The 12,546-nt window shown below is 59.9% G+C and carries 16 protein-coding genes and 1 pseudogene; 10 read left to right on the top strand and 7 right to left on the bottom strand.

Annotation, left to right across the window (positions count from 1 at the left end; all coding sequences use genetic code 11):
• Nucleotides 1-10 precede the first annotated feature (10 nt).
• Nucleotides 11-241: a hypothetical protein gene (locus EUU22_RS17485; RefSeq protein WP_113251316.1), complete on the top strand. Its 231-nt coding sequence runs from the start codon at nucleotides 11-13 to the stop codon at nucleotides 239-241.
• 210 nt (nucleotides 242-451) lie between these two features.
• Here EUU22_RS17485 and EUU22_RS17490 read toward each other — a convergent pair whose 3' ends face one another.
• The gene (locus EUU22_RS17490) at nucleotides 452-1,708 is read right to left on the bottom strand and encodes an STAS-like domain-containing protein (RefSeq protein ID WP_129333273.1); all 1,257 of its coding nucleotides are present in this window, start codon (nucleotides 1,706-1,708) and stop codon (nucleotides 452-454) included.
• Nucleotides 1,709-1,909: 201 nt separating this feature from the next.
• On the opposite strand from EUU22_RS17490, the gene EUU22_RS17495 reads away from it, so the two are divergent.
• The 3 genes from EUU22_RS17495 (at nucleotide 1,910) to EUU22_RS17505 (ending at nucleotide 5,402) form a co-directional block, all read left to right on the top strand.
• Complete coding sequence (locus tag EUU22_RS17495; protein WP_129333274.1) at nucleotides 1,910-3,382, top strand: sigma-70 region 4 domain-containing protein; 1,473 nt, start codon at nucleotides 1,910-1,912, stop codon at nucleotides 3,380-3,382.
• A gap of 368 nt (nucleotides 3,383-3,750) precedes the next feature.
• Nucleotides 3,751-4,113: a hypothetical protein gene (locus EUU22_RS17500; protein ID WP_129333275.1), complete on the top strand. Its 363-nt coding sequence runs from the start codon at nucleotides 3,751-3,753 to the stop codon at nucleotides 4,111-4,113.
• A complete protein-coding gene (locus EUU22_RS17505) occupies nucleotides 4,077-5,402 on the top strand; it encodes a plasmid recombination protein (protein ID WP_129333276.1) in 1,326 nt (441 codons plus the stop codon). Before EUU22_RS17500 ends, EUU22_RS17505 begins: the two co-directional genes overlap by 37 nt.
• Before the next feature lie 135 nt (nucleotides 5,403-5,537).
• Here EUU22_RS17505 and EUU22_RS17510 read toward each other — a convergent pair whose 3' ends face one another.
• Entirely contained in the window at nucleotides 5,538-6,152 is a 615-nt protein-coding gene (locus EUU22_RS17510) for a hypothetical protein (protein ID WP_129333277.1), read from the bottom strand.
• A 201-nt stretch (nucleotides 6,153-6,353) separates the two neighbouring features.
• On the opposite strand from EUU22_RS17510, the gene EUU22_RS17515 reads away from it, so the two are divergent.
• The 5 genes from EUU22_RS17515 to EUU22_RS17535 are packed head-to-tail and all read left to right on the top strand — an operon-like array spanning nucleotide 6,354 to nucleotide 8,262.
• Nucleotides 6,354-6,566 carry a hypothetical protein gene (locus EUU22_RS17515; protein ID WP_129333278.1) on the top strand — a complete coding sequence of 71 codons (213 nt, stop codon included), beginning with the start codon at nucleotides 6,354-6,356 and terminating at the stop codon, nucleotides 6,564-6,566.
• Nucleotides 6,559-7,155 (top strand): hypothetical protein, encoded by a 597-nt coding sequence (locus EUU22_RS17520; RefSeq protein ID WP_129333279.1) that lies wholly within the window; start codon nucleotides 6,559-6,561, stop codon nucleotides 7,153-7,155. The genes EUU22_RS17515 and EUU22_RS17520 overlap by 8 nt, the downstream gene beginning before the upstream one ends.
• Nucleotides 7,152-7,406, top strand: a complete 255-nt coding sequence (locus tag EUU22_RS17525) for a hypothetical protein (RefSeq protein ID WP_129333280.1) — start codon at nucleotides 7,152-7,154, stop codon at nucleotides 7,404-7,406. The genes EUU22_RS17520 and EUU22_RS17525 overlap by 4 nt, the downstream gene beginning before the upstream one ends.
• Nucleotides 7,407-7,408: 2 nt before the next feature.
• A complete protein-coding gene (locus tag EUU22_RS17530; protein WP_129333281.1) occupies nucleotides 7,409-7,843 on the top strand; it encodes a hypothetical protein in 435 nt (144 codons plus the stop codon).
• Nucleotides 7,840-8,262 carry a putative Ig domain-containing protein gene (locus EUU22_RS17535; protein ID WP_129333282.1) on the top strand — a complete coding sequence of 141 codons (423 nt, stop codon included), beginning with the start codon at nucleotides 7,840-7,842 and terminating at the stop codon, nucleotides 8,260-8,262. Before EUU22_RS17530 ends, EUU22_RS17535 begins: the two co-directional genes overlap by 4 nt.
• Before the next feature lie 135 nt (nucleotides 8,263-8,397).
• Here the strand turns inward: EUU22_RS17535 and EUU22_RS17540 are convergent, their stop codons facing one another.
• The 5 genes from EUU22_RS17540 to EUU22_RS17560 all read right to left on the bottom strand — a co-directional run bounded on the left by EUU22_RS17540 (nucleotide 8,398) and on the right by EUU22_RS17560 (nucleotide 11,531).
• A complete protein-coding gene (locus EUU22_RS17540; RefSeq protein ID WP_129333283.1) occupies nucleotides 8,398-8,682 on the bottom strand; it encodes a hypothetical protein in 285 nt (94 codons plus the stop codon).
• Nucleotides 8,682-8,927, bottom strand: a complete 246-nt coding sequence (locus EUU22_RS17545; protein WP_129333284.1) for a hypothetical protein — start codon at nucleotides 8,925-8,927, stop codon at nucleotides 8,682-8,684. The genes EUU22_RS17540 and EUU22_RS17545 overlap by 1 nt, the downstream gene beginning before the upstream one ends.
• Nucleotides 8,928-9,130: 203 nt before the next feature.
• Nucleotides 9,131-9,370: a hypothetical protein gene (locus EUU22_RS17550; RefSeq protein WP_129333285.1), complete on the bottom strand. Its 240-nt coding sequence runs from the start codon at nucleotides 9,368-9,370 to the stop codon at nucleotides 9,131-9,133.
• A 517-nt stretch (nucleotides 9,371-9,887) separates the two neighbouring features.
• The gene (locus EUU22_RS17555; protein WP_129333286.1) at nucleotides 9,888-10,640 is read right to left on the bottom strand and encodes a recombinase zinc ribbon domain-containing protein; all 753 of its coding nucleotides are present in this window, start codon (nucleotides 10,638-10,640) and stop codon (nucleotides 9,888-9,890) included.
• A gap of 156 nt (nucleotides 10,641-10,796) precedes the next feature.
• Nucleotides 10,797-11,531 carry a recombinase family protein gene (locus EUU22_RS17560; RefSeq protein WP_129333287.1) on the bottom strand — a complete coding sequence of 245 codons (735 nt, stop codon included), beginning with the start codon at nucleotides 11,529-11,531 and terminating at the stop codon, nucleotides 10,797-10,799.
• Between the two features lie 38 nt (nucleotides 11,532-11,569).
• Between EUU22_RS17560 and EUU22_RS17565 the strand changes: the two are divergent.
• Nucleotides 11,570-12,472 (top strand): annotated as a pseudogene (locus EUU22_RS17565) (YifB family Mg chelatase-like AAA ATPase); the annotation flags it as partial.
• Nucleotides 12,473-12,546 lie beyond the last annotated feature (74 nt).

Here is a 12,546-nt window from a genome sequence, read left to right on the forward strand (position 1 = left end):
GAGTAAGAGGATGGCAACCGGATTACTGAAGGAAAAGATCGTCGACTGGTACGAAGGGCGATACGTGCCCTACGAGAACGATCCTCGGAGCAGCGTGATCATTGTTGGTGGCTACTATGAACGCCATTGGACGGCACAGGCGGCGCGCAAGCTAGTCGAATTCTGGTTCGCCCACTGGCAGTGGACGATCGGCACGATTCTGGCGCTGCTGGGTCTGTATCTAGCTGTAATCAAAGATTGATATCATGGGGGCGCACCGACCAGGCGTGTGAAGATGCCCGGAGGGAGGACTTCCGGAAATGGAAAGCTGCGCCTGCGCCGAGTACGCAACCTGGCAATGGATGCGGTGGCGTTGGATCCTGGCGGGTGTCGCGGTGGTCGCTGTTCCTACGGTGACCATGATGCTCGTGCTCTACGTGGAGCCGTCGAGGAGCGATCTGAGCCTCGATGCTCAGCTACTGGCCTGAGCTTCGTTCGAATCAAGGGCCTTTCGCTGCTCAATCGCTCTTGCGATCAAGCCGGCGACGGTGGAATTGCTCTGGACGATCCGTACTCGGCGGCTAAAGTTATCATGACCTATCTCTGACGAGAGCTTGCCGAAAACCTCATCTGCGAAGCTACTGGAAACGATTTCAACATCTTGCATGTCTACCCGCACTAAGGCGTTCGTATTTTTTAAAATGTTGTAGATTCTATTGCGGATTGGCTTCGCATTTTCACGATTTCCATAAGAAAATGTTTCATTTCTCATTACGAAGTCGATTGTTTCTTCATCATCGATGCGATCGTAATAGGTGTAGCTCGGCGTATACTTTTTTCCTCTGAAGTATAGAGCTTGCTCAAGTATCTTGGAGTCCTCGCAGTTGATCGAGCATGCGATTAGGGTTCCTTTGAAAGGAACTGTGTTTTTCCTAATATGCAGGCCCTTCGACTTATCGAGCTTGAGTGTCGCGTATCCGGAATGAATACGGAACTGCCCTCCCGAGAGTTCAGCAATCCTCGACGAACCGAACAAGCCGTTGCCTTGATTGGTCTGGCTATTTCGCGTGACTCCTTCTTGGATGGCATGCTCCAAGGCATCAAGGTCGCTGCTGATCTCCCGGTGCGCACTCCGCAGGGTTCGAGGAATTCCGCTCCCAACATCGCAGACGACGACTTCGACAACCGTTCCATCTCGTCGCGTAGTCACTTGCAGGATGCCGCCGATTTCACTGTCGGCATGATTCAGCACATTGTCGGTGATCTCATTTATTGCCCATTCGAGGGCAGAGAGATTTCCTCGGTTCAGGCCTTTCGAGGATCCTAGAATGATGTCGATGGTCCTGCTAACCGCAGCGTATTGCTCGTCCGGAGTGTTATAGATTAGCGCAGGGGAGTGGTTGCCCCGGGCGGGCGCTACTTCTGGAAACTGGATGGGATCGATGAGGTGGGCCCAACCAGTGTTCTTAAACAATCGCGCAAGCTTGACCTCAGTTGGAAGGGTCAGGAACGTGTCAAATCCTCGATGTAGAAGTTGCCTGACGTGGGCACATAAAGGGATAATGTTAGGTGCCATCACCTTTGTAACATGCGCGAAGTCCAAAGCGATGCTTCGGTACTGATCTGATTTCAGGGTGTTGTGAATGGCTGCAATGGCCACCTGGAGATCAGTCTCGCCGAACTCTCCCTCGAAGTGGATGTTGTTGCCGTCGCTTGATACTATGCCCATGACATTTCAATCAAAAGTAGTCGTTTGCCTAGCTGTAGCAGGTAGGCCACGAAAGTCGAGGGCCTTGACCCATGTGCGCCGACGATCGAGCATAGAAAAACCGCCATCACAGGGCTCGCAACCCTCAGGCGGTTTTTCACGGGAATGTATTCGAATGTTGAACAACTTCGCTGACATTGTAAAGCCGCCGTTGACAACCGCTTGAGCCCGGGGCTCGGATATCTCACCTCCGAAGCCGAGCCGAACCATATCTTTCCAAACCAAATTGTTGACAACGCCTCGTTTGGCCTCGCCAAATTCGATTACAGGGCCTTCGGCGCGCGTCAGCATCTCGAAAACTTGCATCCTTACAACGGCAGATCGGGCGGCATCCGGAACGGTGTCATCAGCTTCGCGCAGCGAGTCCGCGACGGGAGCGGCAAGCCGTGGCGAGAATGGACTGCTCGCGCAGGATCATGTGCTGTCGAGGAAGCCGAGCGACTGCTTCGTCAGGACAATCGCGCCGACCTGTACGTGTCGCAGGCAGCTTTCGGGAAATGGCGGTCTATTTCCGATCTGATGGCGATCGGTGCCTGCTATGCCGACCTTGATTATCACAATGTGTCGCGATGGCGTGGAAAGGCTCCGGCTGACGTAGCCGGGGCGGTTCTCGATCATCTGGAAGAGGCGATATTGCCGCACCCCTCCTATATCCTGTCTACCGGACGCGGGCTCGTCTGCGTGTGGTTGACGGAACTCCTTCCTCGTGCCGCCCTGCCGCGCTGGAATGCCGTCCAGAAGCGTCTGGGGGCGGTGCTAGAGCTATTCGGCGCAGACAAGCGGGCACAAGATGCCGCTCGCGTCTTCCGGCTTGTAGGTTCCGACAACAGTCGCGCCGATTCTAATCGGCGGATGGTTGGCATGGTGTGGTGTCAAGGATCGCCAGAAGTGCCCACACGCCATGTCTTCGGGACGCTCGCCGACGAGGTGCTGCCTGTCACCCATGCCGATCTCATTTCCCTTCGTGCCGAGCGCGCCAAGCGCAAGGCGGAGGGGAAGGGCAAGGCAGGCCCGGCAAAGTTCCTGTCGGCGGCAACGTACTGGGAGACGGTCCTGACCGATCTCCAACGTCTTCGGGCATATCGGTGTCCTGAAGGGGCGTTGCCGGACGGCCAGCGAGATACCTGGTTGTTCGTGGCCGCATCCGCGATTTCATGGATATCACCGCCACAAGTCCTTGGGCGTGAAATCCTTGCACTCGGCAACGAGGCGGCGGGGTGGCGTGACAGCGAAACAACATCTCGAATGTCTGCTGTCATCAAGCGCGCCAGACAGGCCGCTGCGGGGCAGACGGCGACGTTCAACGGACATGAGGTCGATTGTCGCTACCGGATGAAGGCTAGCACGATTGTCGAGTGGCTGGACATCGATCCGGCTGAGCAACGTGCGGCGGGACTTCGGGTGCTGGTCGACGAGGACCGGAAACGGGAACTGAACACCGAACGGACGAAGGCATCCCGTCATAGTCGCGGTGCGAAGGATCGGGCCGCACAACAGGCGGCGCGGCGGGAGATGGGCCAGAAGGCCCTCTATCTCCGGGCATCGCAGGGGATGACGGTTGCGGAACTGGCTGCCCATCTCGGGGTGTCGGTCGGGCAAGTGCATAAGGCCATGCGGCAAGCCGAGCAGCAGTGATTTGTATAGTGTATCGTGCTGGGGGACAAAGCCCCCCAGACCCCATGATAGGTAAACACCATACACCGCGACGAATCGTGAATATGCCGCACAGCGGCGGGATGTCGGGTATCCCCGCATCACCATGGGCAACGCCCCGAGCCTCTGACGAGGCGAAGTCACCGAGCGGCAGTCATCGACTGCCTCGTCGTCCACAGGACGGCGACAAGGCCCCGCCAGGTCTCCATGAAATGGTCCGGCGGAAGGCCCCCTCGGAGAGCCGATGCCTTGACCACAGGGAAAGGCTTTAGTCGGTCACTAAAGACTATTGTTTCAGGCTCCGCCGGCACTCACGATTCTTCCACCAGCATTCACCGGGAGGATCAACAATGCACGACAGAAGCGAATCCGAGTTTACGGACGGTGAGCTTGAGCTTGTCACCGAAGCTCTTTCAGCCGCGATTGAAGTTTTGGAAGATCAGCCTCGACGGCATTTTCGTGTGAGCGCGAGAAGCAGAGGCTATGCTTGGGGCAAGTCACGAAATGCTCGTCACGACGACGACATTTGGGAGGATGGTGACATCGAAGATTTAGCAAAGTTTCGCGTTGAAGATCCACTCGTTGGGCATTGGGTAGATCATGGACGCAGAATGCTGGAGCGGTTGCTTATTGAGCGTGATCGTCGTCGCGCGTTGACCGTCGAACGAATTTGCAGGTGGGCAGAGTACGGCCTACCAAGGTCATCGCAGTGAGCTTCCAGTTCGTCCACCTCGAAGCATTCTCGCGCAAGGGCGACAGCAAGGGCCGCTCGACCACATTCGTCTTCAATGAGGCCCGGCGCGATCCAGGGGCATCCGTCCACGTTCGGAATCCTGCGCCTCCGGTCGTGGTCTATGGCTCGACGATCGACGAGGTGGAACGGCTGCACGACGCTGCTGCCGATGTCGCGACGACATCGCCGAAGGGTGGCAAACCTCGGAGAATCCAAAAGACGCAGCACACGTTGATGACGGTCGTGGCGAGCCATCCGCTCGCGATGGATGAAGTACGCGCCGATCCAGTGAAACGCCGTGAAGCGGAAGAGTGGGAGAAGCGGACGGTGGCGTGGCTGCGGTTTCAGTACGGCGACAAGCTCGTCTCTGTGATCCGCCATGAAGACGAAGGATATTTCCACGTCCATGCTTACGTCCTGCCGGATGATCCGGCCATGCGAGCCTCGGCCTTGCATCCTGGCCAGTGCGCAAAGGCCGCAGTGATGGCGGCGGGTCCCGTTGACGGCGAGGACACCAAGGCCCTGAACAAGCGCGGCGATCAGGCATATCGGGCCGCGATGCGCGACTGGCAGGACGCGTATCACGAGACCGTCGCCATCCCCTGCGGCCTGACGCGCCTCGGCCCGCAGCGCCGTCGCCTGACGAGGGCTGAATGGCAGGCGGAGCAGACGCAGGCCAAAGCTCTGAAGACGACGATCGAGCGCGCGAGAGAGGTCAAACGCAAGGGCGAGACCTTCGTTGCGGCAACGAAGGAAGATGCCGCCAGGATCGCGGCGGAGGCGGCTGCGGCCAAGGCGGAAGCGGATCGCCAGCTTGTCGCCGCCAAGGTAGCCACGGAAGCCGCCAAGGCAGTACATGACAGGGCCGTTGCGGAACAGCGCAAAGCCCTGTCGATGATGGCACGCGTTCGGCAGGAGGCCGCTCGTGTCCGGGAGGCGACGGCAAGGCTCCAGCGGCTGCCGGGCGCGCTGCGCAGCCTTTTCGACGGCTTCAAGCAATCGAAGGTCGCGGCCCGCATCCGCGCGGCCGTCGAGTCCGAAATGGAAGCTCTTCGACGTGTCGCAGCCGATGCCGCCGACCGGGCCAGCGCCGCCGATGCGGGACACAAGGAGGCGGAGGCGCGGGCGAAGAACTTGCGGGAGAACCTTGCAGAGACCGGGCGCGAATTGGCGACGGCCAGACGTGAGCTCGCCGCGCTCCGTCCACCGAGGCCGGAGCCGGAACGAGCACCGGGCATTTCGACGCCCGCTCTCCGGCGGCGAGACTGAAATCTCCCGAAAACCGCGATCTGCACAAAAATCGAGCACCAAGGGAGGCCGTACAATGCAGTCGGCGCTGCCGGATGGGTGCGAACCCATCAGGATTCGACGTCGAATCCATCGTCCGGGAGCCGCGCCATCGTATCAGGGCCCAGCCGAATGGAGGTCGTCCAGCCATCCATCGAGCCCCGTGAAATAGCCGGACACTCCCTGCATGACATCATGAATGTTTTCCAGGTCAATCATGTGATCTGGCAGTTTGATTTCCCTTCCCGCTTTGCCCCAGCCATAGCGAAAGCTCACTCCGCTGCGATCGAGGTCATGGAGTTCCTTGACGATCTTCTCGACCGCCTTGGTAGCTTCCTCATCGTCTTCGCCAAATCTCGCGATGATCGCGCGGCACTGCTTCCAAAGCTTCCAAAGGTCGTGGTCTTCTTCAATCCCTTGGAACCCTTCTCCGCCAAAACGAAGGACGATCCATTTCATTGCCAGTTCGAGACCGTGCCGATAGTTGAACAAGATCGGGTAGATCACGAAGTGTCTGTCGCCCTCGTATCCATCCTGGGTGCACAATTCGATCAATCCGGCTCCGGCTCTCATGTATCCTTCCCACAGGTGCACGTGTCTATCGATCGGTCGCTTGGAAAACTCCACCCCACGGTTCCAATCGCCCGATCGTCGAAGTAACCGATCGCCCTTCTTAGGCCAGCGGTGCTCAAAATTCAGAAGTTCATCGAAACTCGTGGGTCTCTTCTTCATCGGAACATTCACCTCGGGTACCAAGCTGAACCTAAGGTTCGGCAGGATAGGCGGTTTCGCTGAGCCGACAATGCCACTTGGGCAACTCCGTTGGGATTCGACGTCGAATCCTTCACCCGGACTTGCGGCGGCCACTCCACATTTGCGCCGGTCCCGACCTGCACGCATCCTTGAAGTATGCGATGGCAAAGAGGATCAGGCATGTCGGCAGTCAGTGAGCGTATTGAATACATCTATCAGAGCGCCGTCTGGATGGCCGAAGGCGTGTTGACAGATGCCTGCGAGGAATGCTGGTCCGCGGATCAGATCGCCCAGGCTGCGCGGGAGTGGCACCGCACGCGCGAGCTTCTGGCTCTCTCGAAGAGATGGCGGGAAAAGGTCCGCCCGGGTGATGTCGAGGGTTCCGATGAATGAGAAGCAACGTCGCCGCCGGACCTGCCTCGATCAGATGCGCCGCGAGCTGGCCGAGCGGCAACGGCGACTTCGCGGAGGTGATCCTGCCGGAAAGGTCTTGCTCCAACTGCTTGCGCTGCTATCGGGAGCGTTGGCGATGATGCCGCCGATCCCGATGCCGACGTTGTCGCTTCCCTTCCGTCCGGCTCGGCAGCCCTCCTCGTCGATCGATGAGGACAGGGGACCAACGGCGTACGCTATGGAGCGCGGCCTGGAACCGCTGGACTATGCCAGCAGTCGCATGCGCCCGCCGCCTTCCTTCCGGCGGCTGGTGAAGGATTTATCCCGCCCTCGCAAGGCTGATGAAGCGCGCGAGCTTCTGGAAGCGCGGGTTCCTCCCGCTGTGGTCGAGTGGCTGCGCGACTCCATCGAATCGGGCGACCTGTGGCGACTCCGGATGGCCGCTCGGCCCGGTGCGTCTGACGATGAGGTTATAGGGTCCATGCTGGCGGCTGCGCAGATGTGGGAGGCGGAGCGGCAGCAGGTCGAACCACCAGAACCGGAAGCCCCTGATGATGATCCAGACGACAAGAAAGGACCGAACCCATGACCGACGAAATCACCAGTCCAAGCCTCGCCGGCTTCCTCAATCGGGTGGGCCTGCCCGCATCCGCGCGGGAGAGAGTCATGGAGATCGATCGGGAGCTTGCTCGCGAGCTTGAGAGCGACCACCCGGACACGGACGGCTGCGCGTCCTTGGTCTTGGAGGCGGCGGACCTGATCGCTGATCGCGATCTAGCGGGTTTCGACTGGTCCGGCTGGGGCGACGATGACGACGACGTTTTCGAGGAGGAGGAGTAGACATGTATAATTTGGTCATCGGCGTGATCGCGGGCATCATCCTCGGCGTGCTGTCAGTCGCTGGGGTCTGGTATGGCGGCGCGGTCTACGAGCGAGCACGGCTCCGATCCGAGCTTGTCGCGGTCGTGGGGCAACAGCAGCAGATAGCGGCGGCGCTCGATCTCTACGAGACGGATGGCGGGCGGGTGTCGTCTCTCGGCGATGACAGTGCAGTCCTCGGCGGGCTCGTGGAGTCCGGCTTCCTGAAATCTGTGCCGCCGGGCACGTGGCGCGTCCGGCGCGGCGGCGAACAGATTTGGAATCCGCTGTCAATCCAGACACTGGAGGCCTGCGCCGGGGTGAACGGGCTCGTCGGTCTGCCGGAGGTCTGCCCGCCGTGCGACAGCGAGACTCTCTCGCGCTATCCGGCGTGCGAACTCGAGGAGGGCGACGTATGAGGACGGCTGTTATCATTCTTGCCGCGTTCGCGGCTCTCTGGAACGTCGACGCGTCAGCCGGCACGTACGTGCTGCGGTCGTCAACGACGGGTGCGATCGCCGTCCCCGTCGCGGTTCCCCCGGAAGAGCCGACGACACCGCTGCCGCCGGAGACTTCGGCGGGCTTTGCGTTGTCGATGACTGGTCAGGCATCCGTGGCGGCAGGCGCGGCGCTCGATCTGCGTCCGGTGGTCTCAGGGGCATCTGGCAGCCTGTCGTACTCATATTCCGGCAGGCTGCCTCTTGGCGTATCCTTCGATGTCAAGACGGGCCGGATCGACGGGCGGGCGCTGGTGGCGGGAAGCTACGAAGTCTGGGTGTCGGCGACGGATTCGATCGGCACGGCGGTGACGGCGGTCGTGACCATCGTCGTGACGTGATAATATGGAAACAGGGCCTTTCGACCCCATTGTCCACTTTCTGATCGATTTTAAGGGTGCATACAGCGCTTCCGGCGCTCTGCGTGGTGTCTGTACCCACTCGGAATCGAGAATGTATCTGGCGGTCGCCTTTCGCTACTCAACAGGCCTGATTGATGCCCGCCGGGCTTGGATAATGCTGAGGCGGCAGGCCTCGTCCCAAGATGACGCGTGCCCCTCTGCAAAGGTCACGCCGGTCCTGTCGCGGGTGCCTGTGACGCTGTAGTGCGTCGGTCCGGTACGCCCCGGCTCGCCGAGCACCAACATGTCGTAAGTGTCCTCCTCGCCGTCACCGACGATGAGGAGGTTCGTCCATGTGCTGTGAGTATCGTCGGCAACGGTGTCGTCGCGCTCCCAGCCCAGAAGTCGAGGAGCCTGCATCACGCCTCCTCCTTCTTCAGCATTGCCTCGATGCCACTGACAACGTGCTTGCCGTTGAGGACGTACTGCGTCACGTCGTCGGTACCATCGGCAAGAAAGCCAGCCATTTTGCGAATCTCACTATCCTCATCAAGCAAGCATACGAGCTCATCCATCCGGTCGAGGTAACGATCGTAGGTCTCTTTGAGCACTTTGAACTCGGCAACGATGTGGTGGGCGATGAGGCAGTTTGTAGTATGTGACATGAGGTCTCCTTTTCTGTCTGTCGATCATTCACGGCGCTGGAGAGCGTGGCGAATTTCTTTGGAATAATCGAGGAATTTCATATCCTTGAGGCGTGTCCGGTCTGACTTCGCAACGGTCTTGAATCCTTGCCGGAAAGGACTCGAAGGGCATCGAATCCTCGCGAGGGCAAAATGAGTCCTTGGCGAGTCCTTGGAAAAACATTTCAGGCAGTCCGCGAAAAAGTTTCCAGAGCACGAACGCCACGCTGCTGGACGACCTGAGCCAGTTCTTTCGCGGTGCCGGGGATACGTGTCCGGCGGACAAGCTTCTCGGTGCCAGACCGCTTCTCTCGAACATAGATTTCGGCGCGATAGAAGAGCGTGTCCGCAGCATCCGTCTGCGTCGTCTCGACGACTAGAACGTCAATCGCGAGGCCTCGGATCAGGGTCTTTTTCGTCTTCACCGAAATTCTCCTAACTTGTTGACAACATTAGATTTATAGCGGATTTCGGGAGTCGAGCCCAGGCTTCCGGAAATGATTTCCGGGGTCATCGATCGGATGGCGATCGAAGTCTTAACGGCGGCTAGGTAGGGGTTGACGGCGGGAGGGGCGGCATAGGCTTTCGCCCGCCTTGCCCAAACGGGGCATGGCGGTGACCGAAGGTCAAGAACAGCCGCCCCTTCTGCTGTCACTGAGCGAGAAGGTTCCACGACTATTTTTTCCCCGGTCCGCGTTGCGGATCGGGGCGGGACACGTGGCCCGCCCCGAAGGGCAGGAAAAAATCGTCGTGGAAGAGAGCGAGGCTACCCGTGCCGGACAACAGAGAAGAGCATATCGGAGCCGTCAGCATAGCGCCGCTGACAGCGGGACGGCGGGAATTCGCGCATGCCGGTGACCGGATAGAGGGCAGCCGCAGGAAGTCCAGCATTAGCGCCGTCGGAACGGCGGGGACTGGGATCGACTGCCCCCGGCGAGGCATTCAGAATGGCCATGGTCCAACCCACTCGTCGATGATGTCGTCCGGAACATTCTGGTCCAGGAGTATTCGGGGGATGCCCTCCCGCGTCATAAAAGTGAAGTTGTATTCGCTTCGCCTGTTGTTGATGTGGAACTCGTCTCTTGGAATGAAAACGGCGGTAGCGCCGAATCTCTGATGGCACTCGATTCGCTCGACAATGCCGCGTATGATCTCCCGCAGGCGAGTCCGGAGTTCGCGGCGCTCTTCGATATCGGGGGTCTCGTTAAGTTGCCGGGAAATAGTCGCTGCCGCTGCCACACGGGCGGCGAGGTCCGGTTCTGCGGCGTTCTTCGCAATTTGATCCTCAACGGCTTTCAGTTCCTTCCTGCTGCGCTTTATGTGTTTGGCGAGTTCAAGGGAGCGCGCAGTGGCGATGTCGTCGCCAAACTCAACCAGTTCGATCAGGGTGCGTTGCCGCTGCTCGAAATCGGCAATCTGGGTTCTAAGCGCCTCGGCTTCCGCCCGAAGTTGTGTGAGGCCATAGTTCTGGCTGGAGAACGCAGCTTGATCCAGCATGTCGATTGCCGCGAGCAGGAGCGGTTCGAGCATATCGACCCGCCAACGGCGGTTGTTGTCGCAACCTGCGTTGCGGATGTTGGCAGAGCAGGCAAGATAGATGCCTCCTTTCGGAGGCTTGCCCTTGTTGATGATGTGCATGGGGCCAGCGCAATGAGCGCACTGGGCGAGCCCTTGGAACAGATGCGAACCGGACATGCCCTTACGCCCGGCTGCATTTTGCCGTCGTCCTTGCGTGGCACCTTGCGCGCGTAAGAAGATACCGTTGTCGATGATCGGCGGATAATAGTTCGAGATGGGGTCACCTTCCGGCTTCCGATTCCGGTTGCGATGGGTGCCAGTGTGGGGTTGGTACTAGCCGAGGACCGCGCGGCTTTGGAGGATTTTGGCGATGCTGGATGTATGCCAGCCCTTGCCGCCCCGGAACGTGGGGATACCTTCCGAATTCAGCCGGCGCACGATTTCGCGCCGCCCGAACCCATCGATCGTTTCCTGGAAGACACGTCGGACTAGGGCGACCCTTTCGGGGCGCTCTACGAATGCGCCGTCGCGCACCTCAAGCCATTCCGGACATCTCGGCGTGAGAGGCTTTCCTTCCTTCCGGGCCTTCTCCTTCTTTTGTTGCCATGCTTCGCCGACGCGCTCGGACTTGATACGGCTCTCGTCATGAGCGCGGGCCATGACGGCAAGGGAGATGATGAGAGGAGTCCAGTCCTGACGCAGCCGCTCGGATGAATACTCCTGACCGTCGCTTAACGTCACAACGATGATGCCCGCTTGGATGAGAGCGAAGAGCCGTGTGGCGGCATCGATTACCGTTTCGCGGGACAGGCGATCCAGGCTTTCAACGATCAGGTAAGAGCCGCGTTGTATCCTACCGTCCTCGACCATTTCCAGGAAAGACTTGAGCGCTCCAGTCGTTCTGTTTGCCCCATGGAACGCACTAACCCCTAGATCCCGAAGGGAGTTGTCGAGGACAAGGCTGTGCTGCTGCGCCCACGCTTCCGCTTTGGCCGTCTGGCGGCGCAGCGAATCCCCTTGCGCTTGTTCCGGGGTCGAGAAGCGGATGTATGAGTATGCTTTTGTCATGGTGGAATCCGGTATCACAGATTATGCTATTAATGTAGCATAATCTGCTGATGGTCGGTCCTCCCGGTTCCGGAAAGTCCATGCTGGCCTCGCGCCTGCCGTCGATCCTGCCCGCGCTCTCCGCGCCGGAACTCCTCGAAGTCTCAATGATCCATTCGATTGCCGGGCAACTGTCCGGCGGCAAACTCTCCGACCGCCGTCCGTTTCGCACGCCGCATCATTCCGCCACGATGGCGGCCCTCGTCGGTGGCGGGTTGCGGGCAAAACCCGGCGAGGTGTCACTCGCCCACAAAGGCGTGCTTTTTCTCGACGAGTTGCCGGAATTCGCGCCGCAGGTGCTTGATGCCCTGAGACAGCCGCTCGAAACGGCTGAGTGCGTGATAGCCCGCGCCAACCACCGCGTTACTTATCCCGCCGATTTCCAGCTGATCGCAGCTATGAACCCGTGCCGTTGCGGGCTGGCGGGTGAGCCCGGACACACCTGCGCAAGAGGCCCGCGTTGCCTTACCGAATACCAGGGGCGTATTTCCGGTCCTCTGATGGACCGGATCGATATCCGCATCGACGTTCCGGCGGTGGTTGCAACCGCTCTCATCCGTCCGATGGCCGCCGAGCCGAGCGCCGAGGTCGCCCGACGCGTCCAGCGGGCACGGGACCGGCAACGGGAGCGCTTCGAAGCGGCCGGCGTGCCTGAGGTTGCGACCAATGCCCGTTGTTCCACGGCCTTGATCGAAGTCCTCGCGGAACCGGATCCTGCCGCGCTGCAGCTCCTGCGCGATGCGGCGGAGAAGTTTCGCTTTTCGGCCCGCGGTTATCATCGTGTTCTGAAGGTCGCCCGCACGCTCGCCGATCTCGACGCGGCCGATCGGCTCGGGCGCATCCATGTCGCCGAGGCGATTTCCTATCGCATCCCGTCCGAGCGGTTGTCGGCAGCGGCGTAGACAGTCAAAATCGCGGACGCCCGCAGAGCGACCGCGATTGATGGCAGATGACCGGCGATGGCAGATCGTGAAGG

This window comes from Ciceribacter ferrooxidans, assembly GCF_004137355.1.
GTDB classification, from domain to species: Bacteria; Pseudomonadota; Alphaproteobacteria; order Rhizobiales; family Rhizobiaceae; genus Allorhizobium; species Allorhizobium ferrooxidans.

What these genes read in the sequence shown, in the direction of transcription:
- EUU22_RS17485 (WP_113251316.1), top strand. Translation starts at nt 11, where the DNA reads ATGGCAACCGGATTACTGAAGGAAAAGATCGTCGACTGGTACGAAGGG.
- EUU22_RS17490 (WP_129333273.1), bottom strand. Translation starts at nt 1,708, where the DNA reads ATGGGCATAGTATCAAGCGACGGCAACAACATCCACTTCGAGGGAGAG.
- EUU22_RS17500 (WP_129333275.1), top strand. Translation starts at nt 3,751, where the DNA reads ATGCACGACAGAAGCGAATCCGAGTTTACGGACGGTGAGCTTGAGCTT.
- EUU22_RS17510 (WP_129333277.1), bottom strand. Translation starts at nt 6,152, where the DNA reads ATGAAGAAGAGACCCACGAGTTTCGATGAACTTCTGAATTTTGAGCAC.
- EUU22_RS17515 (WP_129333278.1), top strand. Translation starts at nt 6,354, where the DNA reads ATGTCGGCAGTCAGTGAGCGTATTGAATACATCTATCAGAGCGCCGTC.
- EUU22_RS17520 (WP_129333279.1), top strand. Translation starts at nt 6,559, where the DNA reads ATGAATGAGAAGCAACGTCGCCGCCGGACCTGCCTCGATCAGATGCGC.
- EUU22_RS17525 (WP_129333280.1), top strand. Translation starts at nt 7,152, where the DNA reads ATGACCGACGAAATCACCAGTCCAAGCCTCGCCGGCTTCCTCAATCGG.
- EUU22_RS17530 (WP_129333281.1), top strand. Translation starts at nt 7,409, where the DNA reads ATGTATAATTTGGTCATCGGCGTGATCGCGGGCATCATCCTCGGCGTG.
- EUU22_RS17535 (WP_129333282.1), top strand. Translation starts at nt 7,840, where the DNA reads ATGAGGACGGCTGTTATCATTCTTGCCGCGTTCGCGGCTCTCTGGAAC.
- EUU22_RS17540 (WP_129333283.1), bottom strand. Translation starts at nt 8,682, where the DNA reads ATGCAGGCTCCTCGACTTCTGGGCTGGGAGCGCGACGACACCGTTGCC.
- EUU22_RS17545 (WP_129333284.1), bottom strand. Translation starts at nt 8,927, where the DNA reads ATGTCACATACTACAAACTGCCTCATCGCCCACCACATCGTTGCCGAG.
- EUU22_RS17555 (WP_129333286.1), bottom strand. Translation starts at nt 10,640, where the DNA reads ATGTCCGGTTCGCATCTGTTCCAAGGGCTCGCCCAGTGCGCTCATTGC.
- EUU22_RS17560 (WP_129333287.1), bottom strand. Translation starts at nt 11,531, where the DNA reads ATGACAAAAGCATACTCATACATCCGCTTCTCGACCCCGGAACAAGCG.